General features: G+C 62.9%; 15 protein-coding genes. 12 read left to right on the top strand and 3 right to left on the bottom strand.

Going from position 1 to position 15,528, the window contains the following annotated elements; genetic code table 11:
- Positions 1-13: 13 nt before the first annotated feature.
- On the top strand, positions 14-3,478 hold the full coding sequence (gene carB / locus ABIB06_RS21695; RefSeq protein WP_354052495.1) for a carbamoyl-phosphate synthase large subunit: 3,465 nt from the start codon (positions 14-16) through the stop codon (positions 3,476-3,478).
- Positions 3,479-3,676: 198 nt separating this feature from the next.
- The gene (gene greA, locus ABIB06_RS21700) at positions 3,677-4,150 is read left to right on the top strand and encodes a transcription elongation factor GreA (protein ID WP_247339301.1); all 474 of its coding nucleotides are present in this window, start codon (positions 3,677-3,679) and stop codon (positions 4,148-4,150) included.
- 167 nt (positions 4,151-4,317) lie between these two features.
- Here the strand turns inward: greA and ABIB06_RS21705 are convergent, their stop codons facing one another.
- Positions 4,318-4,797 (bottom strand): Lrp/AsnC family transcriptional regulator, encoded by a 480-nt coding sequence (locus ABIB06_RS21705; RefSeq protein WP_247339296.1) that lies wholly within the window; start codon positions 4,795-4,797, stop codon positions 4,318-4,320.
- Between the two features lie 265 nt (positions 4,798-5,062).
- On the opposite strand from ABIB06_RS21705, the gene trxB reads away from it, so the two are divergent.
- The 5 genes from trxB to ABIB06_RS21730 all read left to right on the top strand — a co-directional run bounded on the left by trxB (position 5,063) and on the right by ABIB06_RS21730 (position 8,926).
- Positions 5,063-6,028 carry a thioredoxin-disulfide reductase gene (gene trxB, locus ABIB06_RS21710; protein ID WP_247339294.1) on the top strand — a complete coding sequence of 322 codons (966 nt, stop codon included), beginning with the start codon at positions 5,063-5,065 and terminating at the stop codon, positions 6,026-6,028.
- Between the two features lie 5 nt (positions 6,029-6,033).
- Positions 6,034-6,957, top strand: a complete 924-nt coding sequence (locus ABIB06_RS21715) for a LysR family transcriptional regulator (RefSeq protein WP_247320655.1) — start codon at positions 6,034-6,036, stop codon at positions 6,955-6,957.
- Between the two features lie 460 nt (positions 6,958-7,417).
- Entirely contained in the window at positions 7,418-8,326 is a 909-nt protein-coding gene (locus ABIB06_RS21720; RefSeq protein WP_354052493.1) for a 4-hydroxy-tetrahydrodipicolinate synthase family protein, read from the top strand.
- Positions 8,327-8,502: 176 nt separating this feature from the next.
- The gene (locus ABIB06_RS21725) at positions 8,503-8,649 is read left to right on the top strand and encodes a hypothetical protein (RefSeq protein ID WP_247339292.1); all 147 of its coding nucleotides are present in this window, start codon (positions 8,503-8,505) and stop codon (positions 8,647-8,649) included.
- 97 nt (positions 8,650-8,746) lie between these two features.
- Entirely contained in the window at positions 8,747-8,926 is a 180-nt protein-coding gene (locus ABIB06_RS21730; protein WP_027565323.1) for a hypothetical protein, read from the top strand.
- 76 nt (positions 8,927-9,002) lie between these two features.
- Here ABIB06_RS21730 and ABIB06_RS21735 read toward each other — a convergent pair whose 3' ends face one another.
- Positions 9,003-9,680: an AAA family ATPase gene (locus ABIB06_RS21735; RefSeq protein WP_007596685.1), complete on the bottom strand. Its 678-nt coding sequence runs from the start codon at positions 9,678-9,680 to the stop codon at positions 9,003-9,005.
- A 458-nt stretch (positions 9,681-10,138) separates the two neighbouring features.
- Positions 10,139-10,513 carry a hypothetical protein gene (locus tag ABIB06_RS21740; RefSeq protein WP_354052491.1) on the bottom strand — a complete coding sequence of 125 codons (375 nt, stop codon included), beginning with the start codon at positions 10,511-10,513 and terminating at the stop codon, positions 10,139-10,141.
- A gap of 316 nt (positions 10,514-10,829) precedes the next feature.
- Between ABIB06_RS21740 and ABIB06_RS21745 the strand changes: the two genes are divergently transcribed.
- The 5 genes from ABIB06_RS21745 to ABIB06_RS21765 all read left to right on the top strand — a co-directional run bounded on the left by ABIB06_RS21745 (position 10,830) and on the right by ABIB06_RS21765 (position 15,138).
- The gene (locus ABIB06_RS21745) at positions 10,830-11,996 is read left to right on the top strand and encodes a CaiB/BaiF CoA transferase family protein (protein WP_354052489.1); all 1,167 of its coding nucleotides are present in this window, start codon (positions 10,830-10,832) and stop codon (positions 11,994-11,996) included.
- 2 nt (positions 11,997-11,998) lie between these two features.
- Positions 11,999-12,922, top strand: coding sequence for an HpcH/HpaI aldolase/citrate lyase family protein (locus ABIB06_RS21750; protein WP_354069960.1), 924 nt, complete (start codon positions 11,999-12,001; stop codon positions 12,920-12,922).
- 6 nt (positions 12,923-12,928) lie between these two features.
- Positions 12,929-13,873 carry an AEC family transporter gene (locus ABIB06_RS21755; RefSeq protein WP_354069962.1) on the top strand — a complete coding sequence of 315 codons (945 nt, stop codon included), beginning with the start codon at positions 12,929-12,931 and terminating at the stop codon, positions 13,871-13,873.
- Between the two features lie 201 nt (positions 13,874-14,074).
- Entirely contained in the window at positions 14,075-14,542 is a 468-nt protein-coding gene (locus tag ABIB06_RS21760; RefSeq protein WP_354052484.1) for a mobile mystery protein A, read from the top strand.
- Positions 14,539-15,138 (top strand): mobile mystery protein B, encoded by a 600-nt coding sequence (locus ABIB06_RS21765; protein ID WP_247339282.1) that lies wholly within the window; start codon positions 14,539-14,541, stop codon positions 15,136-15,138. Before ABIB06_RS21760 ends, ABIB06_RS21765 begins: the two co-directional genes overlap by 4 nt.
- Positions 15,139-15,528 lie beyond the last annotated feature (390 nt).

A 15,528-nucleotide genomic window follows, 5' to 3' on the forward strand; every position in this document is an offset into this window, starting at 1 on the left:
TCGGCGAGAGTTGATGCCCAAACGTACAGACATCACCACCATCCTGATCATCGGCGCCGGTCCCATCGTGATCGGACAGGCCTGCGAGTTCGACTATTCGGGCACGCAGGCGGTGAAGACGCTGAAGGAAGAGGGCTACCGCATCGTCCTCGTCAATTCCAACCCGGCCACCATCATGACCGATCCGGAATTGGCGGATGCGACCTATATCGAGCCGATCACGCCCGAGATCGTCGCAAAGATCATCGAGAAGGAACGTCACGCCATCCCCGGCGGCTTCGCGCTGCTGCCGACCATGGGCGGACAGACCGCGCTGAACTGCGCGCTGTCGCTGCGCCGGCAGGGCACGCTCGAAAAGTTCGACGTCGAGATGATCGGCGCCACTGCTGACGCGATCGACAAGGCCGAGGACCGCCAGCTGTTCCGGGAGGCCATGACCAAGATCGGGCTTGAGACGCCGAAGTCGCGGCTCGCCAACGCCTCCGCCCTGAAGAAGTCCTTCCGCGACAAGTACCAAGCCGAACGCGCAAAGGCCTCGGGCGCGGCGCTCGCAGAGCTCGAGCAGCAGTGGACCCTCGGCGAAAGCGACCGCCGCAAGCGCTATCAGGAACATGCGCTCGGCCAGGCGCTGATGGCGCTGTCCGAGATCGGCCTGCCCGCGATCATCCGCCCCTCCTTCACCATGGGCGGCACCGGCGGCGGCATTGCCTACAACAAGGAAGAGTTCCTCGACATCATCGAGCGCGGCCTGGATGCGTCTCCCACCAACGAAGTGCTGATCGAAGAATCCGTGCTCGGCTGGAAAGAGTACGAGATGGAGGTGGTGCGCGACAAGAAAGACAATTGCATCATCGTCTGCTCGATCGAGAACCTCGATCCGATGGGCGTGCACACCGGCGATTCCATCACGGTGGCGCCGGCGCTGACGCTGACCGACAAGGAATACCAGATCATGCGCGACGCCTCGCTGGCGGTGCTGCGCGAGATCGGCGTCGAGACCGGCGGCTCCAACGTGCAGTTCGGCGTCAATCCCGAAGACGGCCGCATGGTCGTCATCGAGATGAACCCGCGCGTGTCGCGTTCCTCCGCTCTGGCTTCGAAAGCCACCGGCTTTCCGATCGCAAAGGTCGCCGCCAAGCTTGCGGTCGGCTACACGCTCGACGAAATCTCCAACGACATCACCGGCGGCGCCACGCCGGCCTCGTTCGAGCCGACGATCGACTATGTCGTCACCAAGGTGCCGCGTTTCGCCTTCGAGAAATTCCCCGGCGCCTCCACCACACTGACGACGTCGATGAAGTCGGTCGGCGAAGTCATGGCGATCGGCCGCACCTTCCAGGAAAGCCTTCAGAAGGCATTGCGCGGGCTCGAGACCGGTCTCACCGGCCTCGACGAGATCGAGATCGAAGGTCTTGGCCGCGACGACGACAAGAACGCGATCCGCGCCGCGCTCGGCACGCCGACACCGAACCGGCTGCTCCAGGTCGCCCAGGCGATGCGGCTCGGCTGGTCGGACGAGGAGATCTTCAATTCCTGCAAGATCGATCCGTGGTTCCTCAGCGAGATGCGCGGCATCGTCGACATGGAAGCGAAGGTCCGCAAGAGCGGCCTGCCGGGCAACGCGTTCGGCATGCGCACGCTCAAGGCCATGGGCTTCTCCGATGCCCGGCTTGCGATGATCGCGGAGACGACGGAGGCGGAGGTGACGGCGAAGCGTCACGCGCTCGGCGTCCGCCCGGTCTACAAGCGCATCGACACCTGCGCGGCCGAGTTCGCTTCGCCCACCGCCTACATGTACTCGACCTATGAGGCGCCGTTCGCGGGTGCGCCTGCGGACGAGAGCGCGCCGTCCGACAAGAAGAAGGTCATCATCCTCGGCGGCGGGCCGAACCGCATCGGCCAGGGCATCGAGTTCGACTATTGCTGCTGCCATGCCTGCTTCGCGCTGCATGACGCCGGCTACGAATCCATCATGGTCAATTGCAACCCGGAGACGGTGTCGACCGACTACGACACCGCCGACCGGCTCTATTTCGAGTCGCTCACCGCCGAGGACGTGCTGGAGATCATCGCGAAGGAGCGCACCAACGGCACGCTGCATGGCGTGATCGTGCAGTTCGGCGGCCAGACCCCGCTCAAGCTAGCGCGCGCGCTGGAAGCCGCCGAAGTGCCGATCCTCGGCACCTCGCCCGACGCTATCGACCTGGCTGAGGACCGCGACCGCTTCAAGCGGGTGCTCGACAAGCTGCGGCTGAAGCAGCCGAAGAACGGCATCGCCTATTCGGTCGAGCAGGCGAGGCTCGTCTGCACCGATCTCGGACTGCCGCTGGTGGTGCGCCCGTCCTACGTGCTCGGCGGCCGCGCGATGCAGATCATCCGCGAGGAGAACCAGCTCAACGATTACCTGCTCGGCACGCTGCCAGAGCTGGTGCCGTCTGACGTCAAGGCGCGCTACCCGAACGACAAGACGGGGCAGATCAACACTGTGCTCGGCAAGAACCCGCTGCTGTTTGACCGCTATCTCTCCGACGCAACCGAGATCGATGTCGATTGCCTCTGCGACGGCAAGGACACCTTCATCGTCGGCATCATGGAGCACATCGAGGAAGCCGGCATCCATTCCGGCGACAGCGCCTGCTCGCTGCCGCCGCATTCGCTCGATGCCAAGATGATCGAGGAACTGGAGCGGCAGACCCGCGAGCTCGCGCTGGGCCTCGACGTCGTCGGCCTGATGAACGTGCAATACGCCATCAAGGACGGCGATATCTACGTGCTCGAAGTCAACCCGCGCGCCTCGCGCACGGTGCCTTTCGTCGCCAAGGTGGTCGGCACGCCGGTTGCGAAGATCGCGGCGCGCGTCATGGCCGGTGAAAAGCTCGCTGACTTCAAGTTGAAGAAGGCGGACTTCAAGCATGTCGGCGTCAAGGAATCGGTATTTCCGTTCGCCCGCTTCCCCGGCGTCGACACCGTGTTGGGTCCGGAGATGCGCTCGACCGGCGAGGTCATGGGTATCGACCGCTCCTTCGCGGTGGCGTTCGCCAAGAGTCAGCTCGGCGGCGGCACGCGGGTGCCGCGCAAGGGCACGGTGTTCGTCTCGGTTCGCGAGAGCGACAAGACGCGCATCGCCGAGGCCGTTCGCGAGCTGCATTCGCTCGGCTTCAAGGTGCTGGCGACATCGGGCACGGCGCGCTTCCTGACCGACCAGGGCATCCCGACCGAGAGGGTGAACAAAGTGCTGGAGGGCCGGCCGCACATCGTCGACGCCATCACCAATGGCGACGTCCAGCTCGTCTTCAACACCACCGAAGGCCCGCAGGCGCTCGCCGACAGCCGTTCTCTGCGGCGCGCGGCCCTCTTGCATAAAGTGCCATATTACACCACTCTTTCCGGGGCCGTGGCGGCCGCGCAGGGCATCCACGCCTATCTGGGCGGGGACCTTGAGGTTCGGACCCTGCAGAGCTACTTTTCGGAAACCTGATCGCGAGCGGAAGGCCCACTTTCCGCTAAGTGACTGGCGATGAAGCCACAATGACCGGAGGAACTGTCCGGCCATTTGGTTGTTCAGTTCCGGCCAAGCCCATATGAACGTCCGGCGTCGAGCCCGGATAGACTGACGAATCAAGTTGCGTGCGCGCTGACATTTCGGGGCGCGCGCGACCGAAGGACGAGAGAAGAGATGGAAAAGGTACCGATGACAGCGAGCGGCTTTGCCGCGCTCGGGGAAGAATTGAAGAAGCGCCAGTCGGAGGACCGTCCGCGCATCATCGAGCATATCGCGGAGGCGCGCTCGCACGGCGACCTTTCGGAGAACGCGGAATATCACGCTGCGAAGGAAGAGCAGTCCCACAATGAAGGCCGCATCGCCGAGCTCGAGGACAAGCTCGCGCGCGCCGACATCATCGACATTTCCAAGCTGTCCGGCGACACCATCAAATTCGGCGCCACCGTAACGCTGGTCGATGAGGACACCGAGAAAAAGAACGTGTGGCAGCTCGTCGGCGAAGTCGAGGCCGACGCCAAGAAGGGCCGCATCTCCATCACCTCGCCGCTCGCACGCGCGCTGATCGGCAAGAAGAAGGGCGCCACCGTCGAGGTCAACGCGCCCGGCGGCTCCAAGGCGTATGAGATCACCAAGGTGGAGTGGCGGTAGCGATTTGCCGTTGCGCGTGATTTAAAAAAGGCCGCGCACTGCGCGGCCTTTTTTGTTTCTGCATGTTGCTGGGAATGTGATGGGCTCGCGCCCCCACTCTCGTGTCCCGGACGCGCTGCAGCGTTCTTGCGCTGCTGCGCTGCGTCCGGGGCACGAGATCGTGCGAGCTACCTTCTTCCCCTCACGTCGAGCGGCACGGCCGCCTCGTATTTCGAGTTATGCAGCACGAGCGAGGTCCGCACGTTGCGGACGTGCGGGGCGGCGGTCAAATGGGTGACGAAATCCTGGAAGGTGGCCATGTCGGGTGCGACGCATTTCAGGATGAAATCGACTTCGCCCGACAGCATCCAGCACTCGCGCACCAGCGGCTCGGCACGGACGAACTCCTCGAAGGCGCGCAAATCAGCCTCGGCCTGGCTGGAGAGGTGCACTGCGGCAAACACCGTGACGTCGAAGCCGAGCTTTCGCGCGTCCAGGAGCCCGCGATAGCCGTGGATATACCCCTCCTCCTCCAAGGCCCGGACGCGGCGCAGGCAGGGCGGTGGCGAGATGCCGACGCGCCTGGCCAGCTCGACATTCGTGATTCGACCGTCGGCCTGAATCTCGGTGAGAATTTTCAGGTCGATCTCGTCTAGGTTCCGCGACACGTGATTGGAACTCCTGGCCTTTGCGGCGCTATTGGTGCGTTTATCGCAATCCTCATAGCGCAGACGGCCCGACCAGCGCAATTTTATTGCGCGTGCAGCGCAATCGACTTTTGTTCCTTGTTGGAAAAATCCGCCGACAGGGAATGCAATTCTTGCATAGCTCACCAGAAGGCTTAGATTAGCTCTGATATTTCAGCGCCTCCGCGAGGCCTCCCGGCACGTTCCGCGCCCGCGCTGCAATCCCCCGTGAAAGGCATCTGTCGAAATGTCCGCCGCTGTCCATGCAAAGGTCGTCATCATCGGCTCCGGCCCCGCCGGCTACACGGCGGCGATCTACGCCGCGCGCGCAATGCTCGAGCCGATTCTGATCCAGGGCATTCAGCCGGGCGGCCAGCTCACCATCACGACCGATGTCGAGAACTATCCGGGCTTCGCCGACGTGATCCAGGGCCCCTGGCTGATGGAGCAGATGGAGAAGCAGGCGCTGCATGTGGGCACCCAGATCAAGACCGATCTGGTGATCAAGCTCGACACCACGCAGCGGCCGTTCCGCCTCACCTGCGATAGCGGCGACGTCTATCTGGCCGAGACCGTGATCCTGGCCACCGGCGCCCAGGCGCGCTGGCTCGGCATCTCCTCCGAAGAAAACTTCAAGGGCTTTGGCGTCTCGGCCTGCGCCACCTGCGACGGCTTCTTCTACCGCGGCAAGGAAGTGGTCGTGGTCGGCGGCGGCAACACCGCCGTCGAGGAAGCGCTGTTCCTGACCAATTTCGCCTCGCAGGTGACTGTGGTTCACCGCCGCGACCATTTCCGCGCCGAGCGCATCCTGCAGGACCGCCTATTCAAGCATCCCAAGATCAAGGTGGTCTGGGACAACGCCATCGACGAGATCTGCGGCGAAGGCAATCCGGGCAAGGTCACTCATGTCCGTCTCAAGAACGTCAAGTCCGGCGCGCTCACCGAGCACAAGGCCGACGGTGTCTTCATCGCTATCGGGCATGCGCCGGCGACCGAGCTGGTGAAAGACCAAGTCAAGCTCAAGCCATCGGGCTATGTCGAGGTCGCCCCGAACTCGACCGCCACCTCGGTGCCCGGCCTGTTCGCCGCCGGCGACGTCGCCGACGAGACTTATCGTCAAGCGGTCACAGCGGCCGGCCTCGGCTGCATGGCGGCTCTCGAAGCCGAACGTTTCTTGGCCCTGCGCGCCAGCGAGCGCGCGGCAGCGGAATAAAGATCATGGCACGAACACGCGACGGATTCACGGATATGGACTGGGACAAGCTGAAGGTGTTTCACGCGGCGGCGGAAGCGGGAAGCTTCACCCATGCCGGCGAGCAGCTCGGCCTGTCGCAATCGGCGGTGTCACGCCAGGTCTCGGCGCTGGAGCAGGAGCTCTCGGTCTCGCTGTTCCACCGCCACGCCCGCGGCCTGATCCTCACCGAACAGGGCGACCTCCTGTTCCGCACCGCGCATGACGTGTTCATGCAGCTGCAGGCGGCGCGCGCCAAACTGACCGACAGCCGCGAGCGGCCGAGCGGTGATCTCAAGATCACCACCACGCCCGGCGTCGGCATCAACTGGCTGATCCCGCGGCTCGGCGAATTCACCGCGCTCTATCCGGAAATCCGGATCTCGCTGATCGTCACCGACGAAGAGCTCGACCTCTCGATGCGCGAGGCCGACGTCGCGATCCGCACCCGCAAGCCGACGCAGCCGGATCTCATTCAGCGCAAACTTTTCGCGATGGGCTTCCACGCCTATTGCTCGCCTGATTACATCAAGCGCTTCGGCACGCCGCGCACGCTGGAGGAGCTCGATTCCCACCGCATCATCACGCTCTCCGACGGCACCTTCGCGCCGCATCTTCAGAACCGCAACTGGCTGGTCGAAGCGGGACGCAACGGCTCGGGTCCGCGCGAAGCCTATTTCAGGGTCAACAACATCCTCGGCCTCGTCCGCGCATGTCAGCAAGGCCTCGGCATCGCGGCGTTGCCGGACTATCTGATCGAAGAACAGAGCCGCCTCGTGCAGCTGTTCGGCGAATCGGATTCGATCCAGCTCGATACGTATTTTGTCTATCCGGAAGAACTGAAGACGGTCGCGCGTGTGCAGGTGTTCCGCGACTTCGTGGTGAGCAAGGCGCAGCGCTGGCCGTCCTAATTTCCGCATGACTGACATGCGGCCTCGGCTGTTGCTGCAGGCCGCTCGTCAAGCTCATACTGTTTGCACGCTGAGCCTTCGCGTTGCGCATTTGTCCCCCTCCTCCAGTGGCGCGGGAGTTCAGTAATCCCTCTTGGAAGGTGATTGTGTCGGCCTCACGTGGCCAATACCTTAAGCCGGGCTCGTTCGAGCCCGGCTTTTTTTGACCTCTACGGCTTTCGCGTTCCGCGAGTGTTGACAGTTCCACGCGCACCCCGCATCATTTTCAAATGATCACGAAGTCGTGCGCAATTTCGTTCGAGGCAGCCGTCTCGAAAAAAGGCCCCCATCCGGGGACCTCGGATTTTTGCGCGCGCTAAACAAGCTTCGTCATCGCGAGCCAAACCCCGAAAACCCCGCCGCCTGGACGGGGTTTTTTCATGTGCCCTCGTCTCAGGTTTTCCCGAGAAGGAGATGGAACATGACCGGACTACAGGAACATTTGCACGGGCTCTGGCTGCCGCTGGTGACGCCGTTTCGCGACGGCGCTCTCGACGAACGGTCGCTGCGGCGGCTGACACGGCATTACAGCGGACAGGCCGTTGACGGCTTCATCCTGGGGGCGACCTCCGGCGAAGGCATGACGCTGCGCGATGCCGAGCTCGAACGCCTCGTCGCCATCGTGCGCGACGAGATGACCACCGGCCCCAGCAAGCTTCCGATCTGCCTCGGACTATCAGGCGCGGATACGGCGCGGCTGAAGGACCGCCTCGATGAAACCGCGGACTGGCCGATCGACGGCTATCTGATCGCGAGTCCCTATTATGTGCGACCGTCGCAGCGCGGCGTGCTGGCGCATTTCGAGGCGCTCGCCGATCACGCCGCCTGGCCGCTCGCGCTCTACAACATCCCCTATCGCACCTCGGTCAACATCACCAACCAGACGCTGCTGCGGCTTGCCGAGCATCCGAACATCATCGGCCTGAAGGATTGCGGCGCGAGCCGCGAGCAATCCATCGCGCTGCTGCGCGACCGTCCCAAGAACTTTCGCGTGCTGACCGGCGAGGACGCGAACTATTTCGAGGCACTCAGCGACGGCGCCGACGGCGGCATCGTGCTGTCAGCCCATCTCGAGACCGCGACGTTTGCGGCTGTGTATGCCGAGCTGAAGCGCGGCAACCACGATGCGGCGCTGGCGCGCTGGCAGGAGGTCGCGGAACTGACGCGCCTGTTGTTCACTGAACCCAGTCCCGCGCCGGCAAAGTACTGGCTGTGGCGCACGGGCCTCATCGACAGCCCCGAAGTGCGCCTGCCGATGGTCGAAGTCGGCAGCGAACTCGCTGCCCAGCTCGACCGCGAGATCGAGCGACGGATGCAAGTCGCGGCTTAGACGCTTTACTCTCTCTACGCACGCCGCTGCCCTTCTCCCTTGCGGGAGAAGGGAAGACGCACCGTGGTTAACCACGCGCCAACGGCCTTCACTGCTGCCGCATGACGCATCCACGGCTCGTTTACGCAATCGCGCCTATCGTCTTCATTCAAAGTCTTTCAAATGGGGGAATGACCATGGGGCAACGCATCCGCCCGCCGGCGGCAGATATATTCGCGTCCGCCGATCTGTTGCGCGGAATTCTGGTGGTGTCGTCGTTCGGCTTCTGGGCGGTGATGCTCGGCCTGATGCCGGTGCTGGTGTTTCGGGTCTGGCTGGCCTGACACAGCGCACGTCCGGATGGTTAATCCGTGGTTAGACTTGTGTTCGAATGCGCGCGAGATTGCGACCCGGAATCTTAAAGCATCCCGCCTATCGTTCATGCCCATAAGCGAAGAAATCGCGGGGGCGTTTGTGAATAGTCATAACGAAGTGGCGTCGCATTACGACGCGGGACAGCAGGGTTTTACCACCGAGGACATTCTCTGGGCCGCCGGCATCTGGTCGGTGATCCTCACCCTGTCGCCGGTGATCGTGTTCTACATGCTGATGGTGGCCTAGCTTTCATAGTGATCTCCAGAAACGCAAAACGCGCGGACATCCGCGCGTTTTTCGTCCGGGGAATGATTTATGGAAATTACGCCGCCTGCTTGTGCATTGCGCCGGAAGCCGACGCCGTGCCGCGAATAGCCTTCACCGAACGTTCGATCGCCGCCCACAGCCTTGCGATTTCCTGCGCCGCACGGCTCTCGGCCTGATATTCCCGCGCGCCTTCGCCGTGGCTCAGCGCCATCAGCAAATCCGAACGGTTGGTGATCTGGCCGCCCCACACCGGAGCCCGGAATTTTGCCAGCGCCTCGCGGGCGATGGTGACGATCGGGCTTTCGGACTCGTCGCGGCGCGCCGGCGCACCGTTGAGCACGACCGCGTAGGGCTTGCGGGCCGCACGGCACATCTGGATCGTTTCCTGCACCGCGTTGACGTCGAACACGCCGGGACGGGCGGGAATCACGACCATGGTGGCATTGCGGATGGCGTCGTCGACGACGGCCGACAGGTTCGGCGGCGTGTCGATCAATACCCATTCATAACCGTCGCGCTTGGCAGCGGAGACGATGCCGCTGACCGAGTTCACCGCGGACTTGATCGGCGGCTCGTTGGTGCCACGCAGCTTGTGCCACAGCGTGAGCGAGCCTTGCGGATCCGCATCGACGAGCAGGATCGGCTTGGTCGCCTTGATCTGCGCGGCGAGATGCGCGGCCAGGGTACTCTTGCCCGAGCCACCTTTACGCGATGCAAAAACAATAACGTTCATACCTCTGCCTCCAGATTGACCCCAGGCAGCGAAAATGAATCACCGCGGTGATTCGGGAAAGAAAAATTTATCGTAAGTCATGCTGGAGCCATGAAATAACAAAGCACGTTGGCTTTTGAGTCACACTGCTGCGTGCGACGGACAGCGACCAACTGCAGCGGACCGCCCTTCACCCCAGCAATCGTGCGTTTTTTGAGCAGGCGGGCGGGAAAATGCGGAATGCAACCTCGCCGCGCAAACCGTTTCGCGACTCGTTTACATCCCGCGTGATCGCAAGCGTCCGCAAGCGGAGGCGAACAAAAGGAGTCCGGTGGCTGGTGTGGGGCTGATGACCTGGCCATTTTGACTCAAGGCCGTCGAACGAGGGGCCGGAAACGCAAATGCCCGGGACTTCAAACGCAGTGCGCGCTTTGCCCGGGCATGATCCCGTTTCAAAAAGGGAACGCGGTGCCGCGCCCTCAGCTTTCGCTGGATTTCTTCTTCTTGGCCACCTTCGGCGCCGGCTTGGTGGTCTTCTTCGCGGCTTTGGGCGCGATGCTGGTCGGCTTGCCGGCGCGGGGCGCGGCCGCCATGCCGGGCTCCGGTCCAGGCCGGAAGAACGCCCGGCACTGCGGCGAGAGCTGCGACTTCTTCTGGATCATGCAGGCGGTGATGGCGTCGACGTTCGGAACGAAGTCGCCGCACAGCCGCATCGCATCCGGCGTGCAGGCCTGCTGCTCCTCCTGGGAGTAGGCAAAGCCTGCACCCGGGTGGATCAGGACGGCCAGGGCGATCCCCGAGATCGCAGCAGCCATGTATTTCATCATGGATGTCTTAAAGCGGAACGCCGGCATTGATCCCCCAAAATGTCGAGTCGGACGGAATAGTGGGTGAATGGGCGTTCGTTGGCAACCGAGCGGAGATGCGAAAGCCGGGACGTGTGCGGTCTCGGCAACAGGGTGGCCTCGCGAACAAAAACGCGAAAACAACCCCATGCACAGTAGCCAAGTCACGGCGATTGCTGGCATTTCAAATCTTAGGATTTAGCGAAATGCAGTTTGACTTGTCGGGCAAAACAGGGGCATCATGCCATCATCACAGCATGTGCGTGGGGTGGTCGGCTTGTCTCCTGCGCTGGTCGAAAGCGTGAGCAGGAGCGGAGGCGATTACATGAAGCGAAATGAGGCGGACCTGCCGCTGTCGGGCGTGACGGTCGTCTCGCTCGAGCAGGCGATTGCGGCTCCTCTGGCCAGCCGGCATCTTGCGGACTGGGGCGCGCGGGTCATCAAGATCGAGCGGCCGGGCGACGGCGATTTCTGCCGCGACTACGATCACGTGATGAACGGGATGTCGAGCCAGTTCGTCTGGACCAACAGGTCGAAGGAGAGCCTCGCCATCGACATCAAAAGTCCGGACGGCCAGAAGGTGCTCGAGGCCTTGCTGCCGCAGGCCGACGTCTTCATTCAGAACCTGGCGCCCGGCGCGGCGGAGCGGCTGGGCCTCGATGCCGCATCGCTCGTGCGGAAATTTCCCCGGATCATCGCCTGCGACGTTTCGGGCTATGGTGCGGGCGGACCCTACAGCAACAAGAAGGCTTACGATCTCCTGGTCCAGTGCGAGGCCGGCGTCCTCGCCATCAACGGCACCGAGGCGGAGCCTGCGAAGGTCGGACTTTCGGTGGTCGACATCGCCACCGGCATGTACATCCTCAACGGCGTGCTGATGGCGCTGTATCGCCGCGAGCGGACCGGCAAGGGCACCGCCTTCCAGGCCTCGCTGTTCGATTCCATCACGGACTGGATGAGCTATCCCGCCTTCTACACCCAGAGTGCGGGCCGGCCGCTGCCGCGAACCGGGGCAAAGCATGCAACGATAGCGCCGTATGGCCCTTTCCGCGTCGGAGACGGCAACACGATCTTCTTCGGCATCCAAAACGACCGGGAATGGCGATCGCTGTGCGCCATTGTCCTTGGCGATGCGGCATTTGCCGACCACCCCCGCTTCCGCACCAATCCGCTGCGCATGCAGAACAGGGACGATCTGCAAACACATATCGAGCAGCGTTTTGCAGCGATGACCAGTGACGAGGTGCTGCGGCTGCTCGACGAGGCCTCGATCGCCAACGCGCATCTGAATTCGGTCGAGGCTTTCCTGGAGCACGAACAGCTCCGCTCCCGGTCCCGGGTGCAAACGGTGGGCTCACCGTGCGGACCGGTGATGAGCTTCCTGCCGGCTCTCACCATTCCGGGCCTGTCGCCCCGGATGGATCCGGTGCCTGACGTCGGGCAGCACAACCAATCCATCCTCAGCGAACTCGGTCTCGCAAAGGAGACATGACGATGGCCCCTCAGCGGCCGACGCGGGTCTATCTGGCCGTTCCCGCGCATCGCTCCCGTCTCGTCGCCAAGGCAGCTGCCTCGGCCGCGGATGCGGTGTTCATGGACCTCGAGGACGCCGTGCCGCCGTCCGAGAAGAGCGTTGCACTGGAGGAAGCTGCGCGGGCGCTGTCCTCCCTGGATTGGGGCAACAAGGTCGTCGCGGTCAGGATCAACGCCGTCGACAGCCCCTTCATCGCGCAGGAAATCCGCAACCTCGCTGCGCTGTCCCGGCTGGATTCGGTGATTGTGCCGAAGGCGGAGCGCCCGAGCGACATCGCCGCCATTGCCGATCAGCTGCGCGCGGCCGCGCCCGGTCGCTCTTCTCCCGTCGCGCTCGAACTGCTGATCGAGACCGCGCTGGGTCTCGTCAATGTCGACGCGCTCGCCGCCTCGCACCAAAGCATCGCCGCCCTTCATCTCGGCGTCGGCGATTTCGCCGCCTCGATCGGCGCCCGCTCCTCGGAAATCGGCGCGTCGCCGGACGGCTACCGGCACGTGGGCTCCGCCCAGAGCGGCTATGCCTCCGCCCCGCTCGACCTGTTCGCCTATCCGATGATGCGCCTGCTGGTGGCCGCGCGCGCGTTCGGCCTGCGCGCCATCGACGGTCCGTGCGGCGCGTTCCGGGATGCCAGATTGACTGAAAGCAGCGCGCTCAAGGCCGCGGCGATGGGTTTTGACGGCAAGCAGGTGATCCATCCCGACCAGATCGAACCGACGCTGCGGGCGTTCGTCCCGTCCGGCACCGAACTGGCGCACGCGCGGCGGGTCGTCGAAGCCATGGAGCAGGCCGAGGCGCAGGGCCAGGGAGCCGTGACACTCGACGGCAAGATGATCGACTATGCCAACGTGCGCATGGCGCGCCGGATCATCGGGCTGGGGTCGTAGGATCGCATGGCCACGATGTTGATCGTCGCGCCGGTGTTTGCGCTGATCGCGGCGGGCTATGCCGCGGTGCTGTTTCGGTTCGTCTCCGAGACCGCGCATAAGGGCATCTCCGAATTCGCCTTCAGCATCGCCATTCCCGCGCTGCTGTTCCGCACCATCGTGGTGTCGGAATTTTCCGGCGTCAGCCCGTGGCGGATGTGGGGCGCCTATTACGGCGCGCTCGCGCTCACCTGGATCGCGGCGCTGGCGCTCTCGGCGCTGCTGCGGAAGCGGCGCGAGGATCGCGAGGACGGGGTCGTGTTCGCGATCGGCTCGGTCTACGGCAACATCGTGATGCTCGGCATTCCCCTGACGCTGTCGGCGCTGGGCAATGAGGCCGCGGGCCCGATGGCGCTGATCCTGTCGGTGAACACGCCGCTGCTCTGGCTCTGCGGCACGCTGCAGATGGAATTGGTCGACCGCAAGCAGACCGCCTCGGCGGTGTCGCTGATCGTGCCGGTGCTGCTGGATCTCTCCCGCAACCCGATCATGCTGGCGATCGGCCTCGGCCTGCTCTGGCGTCTCACCGGCCTTGGCCTGCATCCCGTCGTCAACAGGACAATCGAGCTGCTGGCGCAGGCGGGATCGCCGGCCGCGCTGATCGCGCTCGGCATCAATCTGTTCCGGTTCGAGGTCAAGGGCGAGAAGCTCGGCATCCTCGTGATGTCCGCGCTGAAACTGCTGGCGATGCCGACGGCTGCCTTCGTTCTGGCAAAACTGCTCGACCTGCCGCCGCTCGCGGCCGGTGTGGTCGTGCTGTTCGCGGCAATGCCGACCGGCGCCAACGCGTACATCTTCGCGGTCCAGTATCAGCGGCTGGTGAACCCGGTGTCGGGCGCGGTGGCGCTGGGCACGCTGCTGGCGGCGGTGACGTTGCCGGTGGTGGTGTGGGTGATGGCGGGGGTGAGGTAGCACTTACGAGGCCCTCCTGGCGACTTCAGCCGGGATACCCGAAAAATAGGCCTCCTTCTGGGGTCGGAAATCATCACCAATCGAATACTTATATGTATTCATAAATTTACATTTTGAGTATATATAACTATACGTAGTTCTCTTATTTGAATACGTATAAGTATTCCAAATGAACCTCTATGTATACGGATGACTTGCCAAATGAGCGTCAAAACCATCGTTCAGCAGCAGTACCGCAACATCGTCGACACGGCCGCCGCAAGCGCTGCCGGTCTGAAAGCACCGCCGGAAGGCTGGCTGCGCACGGTCCGCAGTGCGCTGGGTATGTCGGGGGCCGACGTCGCAAAGAAAATGGGCGTCACCCGCGCACGCGTCACCACGGCAGAACGTGCCGAACTCACGGGCGGCATCACCCTGAAATCAATGCAAGCCACAGCAGAGGCGATGGGGTGCCGCTTCGTCTACGCGATCATTCCGGCCTCAGGACATGTCGAGGATCTCATTACGGCTCAGGCTCGAAAAAAGGCCATGGCAATCGTCGGCACGGCCAGCAAGCACATGGCCCTCGAAAACCAGAAACTGCCGGACGACAAAATTGCTCAGGAAGTCGAACGTCTCACCCGTGAGATCGCGCTGGAAATGCCTTCGAATTTCTGGAGCGATCAATGATCGATCTCTGGTATCCCGAGGGAGCGACGCCGCTCGACCCAAACGAGCTTGGCGGGCTGAAGCATAAACACATCACAACGCAAGGCGAACTCGATCAATTGGAACAGGCCAACATCGAGTCTGGCTTGCGTTGGCTTGGTCGCCAGAGAGCTCACGTTCTGACCGACGACTTCGCCATCATTTTGCACAAACGCTTGTTCGGCGACGTCTGGGACTGGGCGGGAACGTTCCGAAAGACGGGAAAAAACATCGGCATCGATCCCATCCATATCCCTGTAGCGCTTCGAACCCTCATGGATGACGCCCAGTTTTGGGCTGACAACAAAACCTACTCGCCTTCCGAAGCTGCAATTCGATTGCACCATCGTCTCGCAAAGATTCATCCGTTTCCGAATGGTAACGGCAGGCACGCCCGTATCATGGCGGATGCTGTTCTGAACCGCGTCTACAAGGCAAAACCAATCGATTGGGCAGGCGGACATGATCTTCAAAAGATGAATGAGCGGCGTACCGCTTACATCGCAGCTCTCAAGGCTGCCGACCAGGATGACATTGGTCCTTTGATGAAGTTCGTTGGTCCGCGAGGTGATCTCTAAAGCGCGATGTGATTGGGATGAATCGTCATCGTGCTTTGTGCAGTTCAATGCCAGCGGCTGGTGAACCCGGTGTCCGGGGCGGTGGCGCTGCTGGCGACGGTGACGTTACCGGTCGGGCGGTGAGTGATCCGCTTAGGCAGCCCAGTCCACAATCGCGTCAATGAAAGTCCGGGTCTGGCGGATCGCGTCCCCCCTCGTCGCACAGACACCAACCGACACGGTTCTGCCCTTTCCGACAGTCCATTGCCAACCGGACAAATAGCGCATTTCAACGATCGAGAAGCTGACGCCGCGATGTTCCACGGAGGACCTCCGCCGACATGTTGCTGTGTGAAAAAACTACGCGAAATGATGAATGCGGTCTAGCGGGGACGGCCGACAGACGTGGTT

Origin of the sequence: Bradyrhizobium sp. LB8.2 (genome assembly GCF_040548035.1) — a bacterium.
Taxonomy (GTDB): domain Bacteria; phylum Pseudomonadota; class Alphaproteobacteria; order Rhizobiales; family Xanthobacteraceae; genus Bradyrhizobium.

Bases quoted from the DNA above. Each gene is read 5' to 3' on its own strand.
- carB (WP_354052495.1), top strand. From the start codon at position 14: ATGCCCAAACGTACAGACATCACCACCATCCTGATCATCGGCGCCGGT.
- greA (WP_247339301.1), top strand. From the start codon at position 3,677: ATGGAAAAGGTACCGATGACAGCGAGCGGCTTTGCCGCGCTCGGGGAA.
- trxB (WP_247339294.1), top strand. From the start codon at position 5,063: ATGTCCGCCGCTGTCCATGCAAAGGTCGTCATCATCGGCTCCGGCCCC.
- ABIB06_RS21715 (WP_247320655.1), top strand. From the start codon at position 6,034: ATGGCACGAACACGCGACGGATTCACGGATATGGACTGGGACAAGCTG.
- ABIB06_RS21720 (WP_354052493.1), top strand. From the start codon at position 7,418: ATGACCGGACTACAGGAACATTTGCACGGGCTCTGGCTGCCGCTGGTG.
- ABIB06_RS21725 (WP_247339292.1), top strand. From the start codon at position 8,503: ATGGGGCAACGCATCCGCCCGCCGGCGGCAGATATATTCGCGTCCGCC.
- ABIB06_RS21730 (WP_027565323.1), top strand. From the start codon at position 8,747: ATGCCCATAAGCGAAGAAATCGCGGGGGCGTTTGTGAATAGTCATAAC.
- ABIB06_RS21735 (WP_007596685.1), bottom strand. From the start codon at position 9,680: ATGAACGTTATTGTTTTTGCATCGCGTAAAGGTGGCTCGGGCAAGAGT.
- ABIB06_RS21740 (WP_354052491.1), bottom strand. From the start codon at position 10,513: ATGCCGGCGTTCCGCTTTAAGACATCCATGATGAAATACATGGCTGCT.
- ABIB06_RS21745 (WP_354052489.1), top strand. From the start codon at position 10,830: ATGAAGCGAAATGAGGCGGACCTGCCGCTGTCGGGCGTGACGGTCGTC.
- ABIB06_RS21750 (WP_354069960.1), top strand. From the start codon at position 11,999: ATGGCCCCTCAGCGGCCGACGCGGGTCTATCTGGCCGTTCCCGCGCAT.
- ABIB06_RS21755 (WP_354069962.1), top strand. From the start codon at position 12,929: ATGGCCACGATGTTGATCGTCGCGCCGGTGTTTGCGCTGATCGCGGCG.
- ABIB06_RS21760 (WP_354052484.1), top strand. From the start codon at position 14,075: ATGAGCGTCAAAACCATCGTTCAGCAGCAGTACCGCAACATCGTCGAC.
- ABIB06_RS21765 (WP_247339282.1), top strand. From the start codon at position 14,539: ATGATCGATCTCTGGTATCCCGAGGGAGCGACGCCGCTCGACCCAAAC.